An 11,343-nucleotide genomic window follows, 5' to 3' on the forward strand; every position below is an offset into this window, starting at 1 on the left:
ACTGTTAATATATTTTTATAGAATTAAACTGCTGTTTATAGTTCTCTAAATTTTCGAAAGAGTTGAGAACGTCGAGTGATTCATTATTTACGACCCAATTTCTTAATTTATCAGATCCATTAATAATATCTATCGGCTTACGTGTATAGTCGTACTCGTAAGGTGGCTGTTTCCATTCAAAATCATCCCCTAAATAATGATATAGTTCTCGCATTAAGAATTGTCCAACACGCCAAGGTTGAAAGGTGTTTTTGTCAGTAATATGAATTTGAAACCCACCACAAACTTTATCCGCTTGCTTTTGAAAAGTTGGTAAAAAAGTAATAGGTCTTAAGGCAACTCCTTTTAATTTTGATTCTTTTAAACTATTTGACAAGTGATTTTTATAAAAAGAATACGGTTCAATTTTTGGATGCCCAACAATCTCCAAAGACTGCGTCGTTCCACGACCTTCACTAAGCATTGTTCCTTCAAAAAGAACTGTTGCTGGAAAAGTAAATGCACTTGTTGCACGCGGTAAATTAGGAGACGGTAAAAGCCATGGCAATTGTGTATCTTCAAAAAACATTTCTCTTTCCCAGTTATTCATTTTTATAACAGAAACATTGGCTTTCTTTTTCACCCAAAATTCCTGATGCATTAGAGCTACTTCACCAATCGTCATTCCGTGTCTTACAGGAATTGGATGTCTACCAATGAAAGATTCATATTCCATATCTAGTATATTTCCTTCAAGATCAACCCCATTAATAGGATTGGGTCTATCTAGAATAATAATTTCGATATCTTTATCTGCACATTTTTCCAAAAGATAGGTTAAGGTATAAATGTAGGTGTACATTCTACAACCAACATCTTGTAAATCAACAAACAAATGATCAATCCCTTCTAACATTTCATCAGAAGGTATTCTCGTTTCTGAATACAATGAGTATACAGGAATATTGAAATAAGAATGAATAAAGTGATCGGTTTCAATCATATTATCTTGAACATCTGTAGAAAAACCATGCTGTGGACCAAATAATTTTATAAACCTTGAATCAAAAATTTCTTTAAAAGCAACTGCGGCTGGTGTATATTCTGAATCTATTGAAGCATTATGGCATAATAGAGCCACATTACCTTTATATTTTTGTTGAAGGGTTTTATCCTTGATTAAAACATCAAGACCTGTTTGTACTTTCATTATAATTTGGGGTTAAATTTTATTTACAATTAAAAATATGCGTATTTAAAGTCATCTAAGATAATCTTTAAATACGCATAAAATTTATTTAATTATTAATTTTAAATAGCCGGATCAGCTGGCGTATTTGGGTTATTTTCTCTTTCCGTAGTTGGATAAGGGTAAAAATTCCTATTCCTTTCGTTAGTCGTATTTGCTGCCGTAGGAACAGCAAAATCTGGATGAAACCTTCTACTATCTTCGAATCGCATACCACTTAAAAACATCTCAATACTTCTATTTTTATAAATTTCTTCTAAAATATCCGACTGACTTGCTGTATTACCAGACCATGCTGCAAGATTTGCATTAACCCCTAAAGGATCATTGCTTTTTTGCCGTACCAAATTTAACTGGGTAACTGCATCTGTTAATAGGTTTTGACGTGCATAAGCTTCTGCCTTATTTAACATCATTTCACCTGGAAGATAAATTGGAATAGGTGATGTACTAGACCCAAAAAACCCAAGCATCTCACTTAGTGGTTGTCCACCTGCATCAGCGTTTGCATTACCAGCATCAGCCCCCAAATAAAAACTGGTACGACCATCATTGGCTTCTGGAATATATGCTCCTAGTAAACCGAAATTTGATTGTGGATTTAAATCAGCAGAATTTACCGTTCTATTCCAGATTGGATTTTGATTATTAGCGTCATAAACCCATATAGAACTAATAGAACTGCTTGAATTTATTACCGCATCAGCTGCAGCTATTGCTTCGGTATAGTTTCCCGCAATTAATTGATATCTTGACAAAAATGCATTCACCGTTTTTTCTAAATCCAAATCAGCCCAAAGTACAGTAGATTTAAAATCGTCTGATATTGGTGAATCTGACATGCCATCACGTGCTTCTTTTAATAAAGAAATACATTCCGCTAAAACAGAAGTTCTATCACTAAACGGAGCAGCTCCATCTGCTTGGTTGTCTATTGGAGCCTGTTCAAACATTTGAATCATATTACCTAAACACATTGCCTTAAATAAATTTCCATAAGCAATTAATCCACTTCGTGTTCCATCAGTTAACTCAACACTACTAGTACCTTCTATTAATGATTCTGCCATACCTTTAGCCCTTAGAAGGTTCACCCACGGATTTGTAATACCTCCACTTTCTCCCGGCAACTCTGCACCACCTTTTGCTAATTCATTAATATTTAAAAAAGTGTTCGTTACACCTAGTTCTCTGGTTGTAATTCCAGGAGCTTCAATGACCTGTCTCAATGCGGTTGTAGAATAATATTGTCTTATCCCAATACCTAAAGCAAAAAGCCCTTCTTTAGTTCCTAATACAACCTCTTCCGTTGGATTATTTGGATTTTCAAATTCAGTTTCGCATCCAGTAAATAAGCAACTGGTTATAAGCAAAACAACTATAAATTTATATGTATTTAAATTTTTCATTTTTTTTTATTTTTAAACTTAAAATGTTGCTGTTAAACCTAATTTAATTACTCTCGGAATTGGTGTTAATCCCATAATTCCTCCTCTAGAGCCGTTACTTTGAGCATCCATATTTACCTCAGGGTCATACCCTGAATAATTATCAAAAGACAACAAATTACGTCCAGTTAACGTAAATTTCACATTATTAACACCTTTTAAAGGATTCTTCAATGAATATGCTACCGACAATTCTCTTAATTTTATATAAGAACCATCTTCAATATAAGACTCTGCAATGCCAAATTTAGCAGCACCGGTTCCTCGTACTAATTCACCTGTCAATTCTTTACCTGTCTCAGCACCTCCACCAAAACGATAATTCATCCTAGTATCCCAACTTAATACATCTACACCTTGAACCGCATCAAACTGCATTCTAAAAGAAAAGTTTTTGTATGTAAATTCATTAATTAAAGAGGCTATAAAATCAGGATTGGGATCTCCAATAACCTTACTTAAATTCGCCCCACTTGGTTGGCCTGACGCATCTCTTTCCGCTATAGGATTTCCATTTGCATCCGTAGAACCTTTTTCTCTTTGTGGAATTCCGGCAGCTGTTAACAACAAACTTCCATCGTCATTTCTTGCATAGTAACCTTGATAAAACACACCCAATGGTTGGCCATTCTTAGCGACTGAAAATCCAAAATTTCCAATAGCAAATTGTTCTCCTTCAATATTATTTACTTCATTTTTATTCGTAGAAAAGGTTCCAGTAACCGACCAAGTAAAATCAGATTTTTGTACTGGAGTAGCAGTAACTAAAGCTTCAAAACCCTTATTTTTCATTGTTCCAATATTTTCAATTCTAGAACCTGCTCCTGTAGATGGAGATAATGTTCTCGCTAACAAAAGGTCTTCTATATCTTGTGAATAATAAGTAAGTTCTATACCCAATCTGTTTTTAAACAAACTCACATCAACTCCAAATTCCAATTCTGTTTGTCTTTCAGGTTTTAAATCTGGATTTCCAAGTTGAGTCGGAGCAATTAAACCAGAGCTACCATCAATACTTGTAGCAGCATAATTTGATAATCGATCAAAAGGCCCAATAGCCGTTAGATTACCAGCTTGTCCCCAAGCTGCTCTTACTTTAAAGTTGTTGACAGTACTTCCTAAGCTATTTTTCCAAAAATCTTCTTCAGATAGTAAATAGGACATACTCGCTTTTGGATACAGTTGATTTTTTTCATCAGCACCAAATACGGAAGACCCATCTAATCTTATAGCCCCAGTAACAAATAATTTATTATCAAAACCAAAAGTTTGCTGTACAAAACCACCCCAAAATGACCTTTCACTCCTACTTTCATTAGTTGAAATAGTAGCAGCTCCGTTAGTAGTTTTCACACCTAATGCCAAACCAGTAGCTGATATTGCCCTTACATCAGTATTATCAGCTTGCCAAGAAAAACCAGCTGTTGTTGTCGACTCAAAAAGATCACTAACATCTGTTATAAAGCTTGCATTTAAATCACTATTTATTTGCTTAGTACTTATAGTTGAAGTACTCGCTCTACCTAAAGTTACGGTATTTGTTCCGATAGGCACATAAGTTGTACCTGTTGATTCTGCATTGTCATACCCCAGCGTGTAATTAATATTTAACCCATCTACTGGTTTTAAATTAATTTGCAAATCACTAATTATCCTATTATTTTTTTGTTTAAAATCAAAAGTATCTATATACTCGAAAATATTAGGGTAAAAAGTCATGTTTGGATAATTACCATCTGCGTCTTTATTAGGATCTATTTTGTTATCCGTAAACAAAATAGTAGACAATACTCCAGCTCCATAACCCCCATTTGGCATGTCATTGCTGTTACTAGTAGAAAAGTAAGTCCCTATAGAAGCTGAAGCCCAATCATTAATTTCTTGATTAATTCTTATTCTTCCTCCTATTCTTTCATAGTCGGTACTTTTCATGATCCCCTCATTATTTAAGTAAGAAAATGAAGTGAAATAGTTTGTTTTTTCATTTCCACCTGAAACGGATACATAATTATCAGTTCCCATTGAATTTTGAAAAACCATATCTTGGTAATCGTATCTTGTTACTGGAACGGTAGTTAAATCCGTAATATCACTAGATGCCCAATCTAAAGGCACTTCGTTAAAATCACGTTTCTTTCTTAAAGAATTGCTATTTACACTTGTTGACAATGTAATTACGGGTTCACCACTTTTACCTTTTTTAGTAAAAATCTGTACAACACCATTACTTGCTCTTGAACCATAAATTGCTGCTGCAGCCGCTCCTTTTATAACTTCTATTCTATCAATATCTTGAGGACTAATATCTGACAACCTATTTTGAACAATACTCGTTACATTTAAAACATTAGTAGAATTGTTGTTAACAATAACACCATCGATAATATAAAGAGGATCAGAACTTCCGTTTACAGTACTAGCACTTCTCAGACGTACACTGATACCTGCTGCAGGATCTCCAGAATTCTGAGATACTTGAATACCTGCTAGTTTTCCAGAAAGTGCTCCAGTAACATCTAATGAGGCCGATTCTGCTATTTCTAAACCACTTACACTAGAAATTACGTTACCAATTTGCTTTTTAGCCGTTAACGCACCAACACCAGTTATTACAACCTCGTCCAAACCGAGAATATCTGCCCCCAAAACAGCATCAATTGTAATTTCTGTCTGTGATTCATACGTAAATGACATTTCTTTGGTTGAAAAACCAATGGATCTAAAGACAAGTATATTGTTACCTGTCTTTACATTAGCTTCTAGGGTATAATTACCTGAGAAATCGGTAACAGCTCCTTTGCTAGTGTTTTTAATTTGAACAGTGACTCCTGGAATTGTTTCACCAAAATCATCTGTTACTGTACCTGTAATAGTTACTGATTGTGCAACTATAAATTGCACAAAAAACAACATCAGGAATGTTGAAAATAAATACGTTTTTTTTTTCATTTTGAGTTAGTATTTAATATTAGTTACATCAAATATATAAAACAATACTCGAACACCATTTATATTAACATAAAAAAAACCTGAGTATATTTACTCAGGTTTTTAACGTATTAAAACTCTAAATTAATTCTTTTATAGGCCAATAACTAATGTGGCAGTTACCTTTCCATTATCAATATCTAATTCAGCTGGATTTGAAAATTGTGTAAACCCATACACACCTGTATTGGTAGATTTTTGATATGCTAAATCTAATTTAACATTACCTCTAAAATTAAACCCAGTACCTAAAGAGAAACCTCTAACATTATCTGTATCTATAGCATCGGAATAAGGGCTTTGTTTATAAAAATAACCACCTCTTAAACTCATTATTTTACCAACACGCCACTCTCCACCTATTCTTAACTCTGAAGTATTTTGTAAATCATTTCTAAAACTCTCATTTACATCTACAAATTCATTGTTTGGTTTCAATTTCGTTTTTGAATAATTTTTAAAGGTATAATCTAAACTTATCAATCCTTCTTTTCCAAAAAGGTAAGCAATACTACCCGTTACTTTCGCTGGAGTCACTAAATCATATTCAAAAACATTTACATCAGAATACTCCCTATACAGTCTTGAATCGTTACTTACCAGAATTTCTAAATCATCACTATACTCTTCAGTTAAATTATACCAAGTTGGAGTTTGAAAGGCAAAACCTAATCTTAACTCTTGAGTGGGTTTTGCAATAAAACCAATATTTAAACCAATACCTTGACCGTAGGTATATAACTCTTGTAACAGTGAAGCGTCCAATAAATTACCATTACCGTCATTATTTGACTCCTCAAATAGTCCATTTTGAAAATGTTCCAATTTATGAGAAACTAGCGATAGACCTATACTAAATTTATCATTGAACTCAGCTGCCATAGAAAGGGTAAACTTTTCATTTTGCCCTGAATTACTATTTCCAAAAAATTGACCATCTACATTTTCATAATAAATATCGTTAGCTGGATTGGCATCATCATTCAAATAAGGATCTCCGTTATATTCTGAAATAGAACTAGCTCCATTTATGTTATAACCATTTTCAAAATCTTTGACTAAGGAATAATTAAATCCAATAGCAAATTTTGACCAATTGGAGCGTCCTGATGTATCAAAAACCAATACTGCACCTGCTTGAGTCATATTAAAATAACTATCAGAATTATCAGTAGAAGTACCATAATAACTACTTAATACATCTGTATTTCTTAATCCTAAGGTAATTGATCCTTGAGACCTTGTAAAAACAGTTAAACCTGCCGGGTTAATATCTCCGGCTGACATATCACCACCTAAACTTCCAAACGCTCCACTCATCCCATTAAACCTCGCTGTACCATTAACATCCTCATCAGAAAACATAACAGCTCCATCAAAATTACTAATTACTTGAGCGTTGATTACTAAGGAGGATAGTAATCCTCCTATTAAAAATAGAATTTTTTTCATAATAATTTTATTGATTTTTTATTGACGCCTTGAGCTACTTCTTGATGATGAAGATGAAGATCTAGAAGTTGAACTACTTCTGGATGCACTGCTACTTCTTGAAGGTGAACTACTTCTCGAAACACTACTACTTCGTGAAGGTGAACTACTTCTTGAAACATTAGAACTTCTTGACGGACTACTACTTCTTGTTACTCTACTCGGAGAAGAGGTTCTTGACCTTGTAACTGTTCTTGGGCTACTTGCAGCCGTTCTATTTGTTGTACTACGACTAACCGTTCTTACCCGTCTAGGTGCTGTTACACTTCTATTAGTAGGACTTACAGTTCTTCTGTTTACTTGAGATGAACTTCTTCTAATCGTTGAACTTTGACTTCTTACTGCCGAAGATCTTGGTGTGTTTCCACGTCTAACTGTGCTAGAACGATTTGTACTTCCTGAACTTCTTTGAACACCTGAATTGTTTCTTGGTGTAGTTGTTCTTCTAATTGTAGAGCTATTGCTTCTAGGCGAAGTAGATGTATTACGTCTTACACTAGAGTTTGTTCTAGGATTAGTAGATGTGTTTCTTCTAACCGTTGAATTACTTCTAGAATTTACTGAACTTCTTCTGCTTACCCCCTCGGTACTTCTTGTTGCCACTGTTCTTCTTGTGGTTGCTCCATTAATACGTCTGGTTGCGTCACTAGCTACAGAAGACCTTCTACTATAAGAACTTCTATTACTTAACCTACTGGTGTTATTAGCATATCTTCTTCCGTAAGTGTAGTTATTTCCGTAATAACGGTTTCCATAATAGGAGTTATAATACCCATTACCATAGCCATATCCATAATAAGGTCTGTACCTGTAAGGATTATAAAAAGGTGAATAAATTCCACCATAGCCATAATAAGAATTATAGTAACCTCCATAGCCACCATTACCATAGTATAAATTGTTGTAACCTCCATAATATCCTTCATTACCGAAACCATATCCGTAACCACCATAGTACCCATATCTATAAGGATTATAAAAACCATTCCATCCAAAACCAGTATTAATGGTTACTGATACATTATCTGAATATTCCCAAGGCGAACCCCCTTCATTATAATCTCCATCCTCATAATATTCAATATCATCTTCATATCCATAATCATCAATATCAGTAATAATGTCATCTTGCGATATTTCATCATACCTTTCTGCTTCTCTTCTAAAGTAGTCTTGATATTTATTACTTTCAGGACGAGCCTCCTCAACTACAACACGAGTTTCAGTATTACCAGTCGCATATATTCCGTCTTCATCATAAGTAGTACCTTGATAAGTACCACACGATGTTAAGCCCATTAATATCAATCCTGTTAAAGAAAAATACGTAACTTTTCTGCTGATGTTATTTTTTATTTTCATATTGAGTAAATTTAATGGTATTAAATTACAAAATATATTTAGTTTTGTACTAATTAATTTTGTGTTAACTATATCACAATATTTATGCCAAAACACAATACATGAGTAAAAACTTAACGAAACGTAGCGAAGATTATTCTAAATGGTACAACGAATTAGTTGTTAAAGCTGATTTAGCGGAAATGTCTGGAGTTAGAGGATGTATGGTAATAAAACCATATGGCTATGCTATTTGGGAAAAAATGCAAGCCGAATTAGATAGAATGTTTAAAGAAACAGGCCATGAAAATGCTTATTTCCCCCTTTTTATACCTAAATCTTATTTTAGCAAAGAAGCCAGCCATGTTGATGGTTTTGCAAAAGAATGTGCCGTTGTAACACATTATAGATTAAAAAATGCAGAAGATGGCAGTGGTATTGTAGTTGACGAGGATGCTAAACTAGAAGAGGAATTAATTGTAAGGCCTACTTCTGAAACTATTATTTGGGATACCTATAGAAAATGGGTGCAATCGTACAGAGATTTACCAATTTTAGTTAATCAATGGGCTAATGTTGTCCGTTGGGAAATGAGAACACGTCTATTTTTACGTACATCTGAATTTTTATGGCAAGAAGGTCATACTGCACATGCTACAAAACAAGAAGCTCTCGCCGAAGCAAAACAAATGCAAGGTGTTTATGCTGATTTTGCAGAAAACTTTATGGCAATGCCTGTTATAAAAGGCACAAAAACCGAAAGCGAACGTTTTGCTGGGGCCCTAGAAACCTATACTATAGAAGCTTTAATGCAAGATGGCAAGGCATTACAAGCTGGAACGTCTCATTTTTTAGGTCAGAATTTTGCAAAGGCATTTGATGTTAAATTTACTTCTAAAGAAGGGAAGTTAGAATATGTGTGGGCAACTTCTTGGGGGGTATCTACTCGTTTGATGGGGGCTTTAGTAATGACACACTCTGACGATAAAGGATTGGTATTACCACCTAACTTAGCTCCAATACAAGTTGTTATAGTACCTATATACAAAGGAGAAGAACAACTTGAGATGATTTCAGTTAAAGCTAAACAAATTATGGCTGAACTCAAGTCAAAAGGTATTTCTGTTAAATTCGATGATAGAGACACCTATAAACCAGGATGGAAATTTGCACAGTATGAATTGAAAGGAGTTCCTCTTAGAATTGCAATGGGACCAAGAGACATGGAAAATGGTACTGTGGAATTGGCCAGAAGAGATACACTAACCAAAGAAACTGTAAATCAAGATGTTTTGGTTGCCACTATTGAAGAGTTATTGGTTAAAATTCAAGAAAGTTTATTTGATAAAGCTAAAGATTACAGAAATAGTCATATCACTGAAGTTGATAATTTTGAAGATTTTAAAACAGTATTAAATGGTAAAGGAGGTTTTATATCTGCTCATTGGGATGGGACTTCTGAGACTGAAAATAAAATAAAGGACTTAACAAAAGCTACAATTCGTTGTATTCCAAATGAATCTATCGAAGAAGAGGGAGTTTGTGTATTTAGCGGTAAGCCCTCAACAAAAAGAGTTCTTTTTGCTAAAGCCTATTAATTTAAGAACTAATAAACAGAATTTATAAAACAACACTGAATTTGTTAAAGTTTACTATTTGAACCCCAAATTCAGTGTGTTTTTAATTTTTTTTCAAAAAAAATACTACTTTTTTCAAAAAGGACTTGCAGAGTTCAAAAATTGTATTATTTTTGCACTCGCTTTGCAAGATAACAAAGCACAATGGTCCGTTCGTCTAGGGGTTAGGACGCCAGGTTTTCATCCTGGTAACAGGGGTTCGATTCCCCTACGGACTACAAAATGTTTAATCATGGATAAAATGATTGATTAGACAACTTATCAAGTATTGATGAGATAACAATTAAAAAAAAGTCAAATGGCAAATCACAAGTCAGCGTTAAAGAGAATTAGAAATAGTGAGACTAAACGCTTAAGAAATAAGTTTCAGCATAAAACCACAAGAAATGCTATAAAAGCTTTACGTGAGATTGAAAAGAAAGCTGATGCCCAAAAGCAATTGAATTCAGTTCTTGCTATGGTAGACAAATTAGCTAAAAAGAGCATTATTCATAATAATAAAGCTGCTAATTTAAAATCTAAACTTACTAAGCACGTTGCTGCTTTATAATTTTCTTACAAATTAAAACACATAAAGACTGTCTTACTAGACGGTCTTTTTTGTTTAAAAAGGGTTTATCTTTTTGAGATGAAGAAAATTTTTATACTCTTAATTTACATGATAACCCAACTTTCATATTAAGTATTACAAGTCACTAAATTATTTCAGAGGTCATATCGTACTTCATTCATCAATGACTTTTCTTCTTCTAATAAATTACATCTTTAGTTCGTAACACTTCTTACAATAACCTAGTTTATAATATTAAGTTCTAAAAACAGTAAAGATGTAACTGTTTTGATAATAAATAGTACATAAAAAAATAGGAGTTTTTAATTCTTAGTTGTTCTATACTAAAAGGAACAAAAATGGAAAAGAACAACGAAGAAGAATTAACTTATGTATTATTTGGAGCAGAAGCAATTCAAATCTATAACATATCTTTGAGCATGCTACTATCGTCTGTGCATTTAGTATACAAAGTATGTGCATATAGCGATGTAAAGAGTTTTGTCAATGAGAGTAAAAAATGGGATGACTTTACGGAAATAACAAAAAGCGATTATATAACTCTAAAAAAAAAATTAGTAGACAAACCTTTAAGCGATGATAATCATAGAAAGACCAAAAAAAAAGGTAAGGCTTCTTTTTTTAATTTTTTCAAATAAA

The 11,343-nt window shown here is 33.4% G+C and carries 8 protein-coding genes and 1 tRNA gene; 4 read left to right on the plus strand and 5 right to left on the minus strand.

All coding sequences use genetic code 11. The annotated features are described in order from the left end of the window. Positions 1–4: 4 nt before the first annotated feature. The 5 genes from D3P13_RS19055 to D3P13_RS19075 all read right to left on the minus strand — a co-directional run bounded on the left by D3P13_RS19055 (position 5) and on the right by D3P13_RS19075 (position 8,517). A complete protein-coding gene (locus tag D3P13_RS19055) occupies positions 5–1,189 on the minus strand; it encodes a DUF1343 domain-containing protein (RefSeq protein WP_117884715.1) in 1,185 nt (394 codons plus the stop codon). Positions 1,190–1,290: 101 nt separating this feature from the next. After that, complete coding sequence (locus D3P13_RS19060; protein WP_117884718.1) at positions 1,291–2,637, minus strand: RagB/SusD family nutrient uptake outer membrane protein; 1,347 nt, start codon at positions 2,635–2,637, stop codon at positions 1,291–1,293. Between the two features lie 18 nt (positions 2,638–2,655). Next, positions 2,656–5,625 carry a SusC/RagA family TonB-linked outer membrane protein gene (locus D3P13_RS19065; protein ID WP_117884720.1) on the minus strand — a complete coding sequence of 990 codons (2,970 nt, stop codon included), beginning with the start codon at positions 5,623–5,625 and terminating at the stop codon, positions 2,656–2,658. A gap of 132 nt (positions 5,626–5,757) precedes the next feature. Then, a complete protein-coding gene (locus D3P13_RS19070) occupies positions 5,758–7,116 on the minus strand; it encodes an OmpP1/FadL family transporter (RefSeq protein WP_117884722.1) in 1,359 nt (452 codons plus the stop codon). 18 nt (positions 7,117–7,134) lie between these two features. Then, entirely contained in the window at positions 7,135–8,517 is a 1,383-nt protein-coding gene (locus D3P13_RS19075; RefSeq protein ID WP_117884724.1) for a hypothetical protein, read from the minus strand. A gap of 101 nt (positions 8,518–8,618) precedes the next feature. Here D3P13_RS19075 and proS point away from each other — a divergent pair, with 101 nt between their 5' ends. The 4 genes from proS (at position 8,619) to D3P13_RS19095 (ending at position 11,342) form a co-directional block, all read left to right on the plus strand. Continuing rightward, positions 8,619–10,094 carry a proline--tRNA ligase gene (gene proS / locus D3P13_RS19080; RefSeq protein WP_117884726.1) on the plus strand — a complete coding sequence of 492 codons (1,476 nt, stop codon included), beginning with the start codon at positions 8,619–8,621 and terminating at the stop codon, positions 10,092–10,094. 185 nt (positions 10,095–10,279) lie between these two features. Continuing rightward, positions 10,280–10,351: transfer RNA gene (locus D3P13_RS19085), tRNA-Glu, on the plus strand. Between the two features lie 80 nt (positions 10,352–10,431). Further along, positions 10,432–10,683, plus strand: a complete 252-nt coding sequence (gene rpsT, locus D3P13_RS19090; protein ID WP_117884728.1) for a 30S ribosomal protein S20 — start codon at positions 10,432–10,434, stop codon at positions 10,681–10,683. A 359-nt stretch (positions 10,684–11,042) separates the two neighbouring features. Beyond that, entirely contained in the window at positions 11,043–11,342 is a 300-nt protein-coding gene (locus tag D3P13_RS19095) for a hypothetical protein (RefSeq protein WP_117884730.1), read from the plus strand. The last annotated feature ends 1 nt before the right edge of the window (position 11,343 follow it).

Origin of the sequence: Aureibaculum luteum (assembly GCF_003449015.1) — a bacterium.
Classification (GTDB): Bacteria; Bacteroidota; Bacteroidia; order Flavobacteriales; family Flavobacteriaceae; genus Aureibaculum; species Aureibaculum luteum.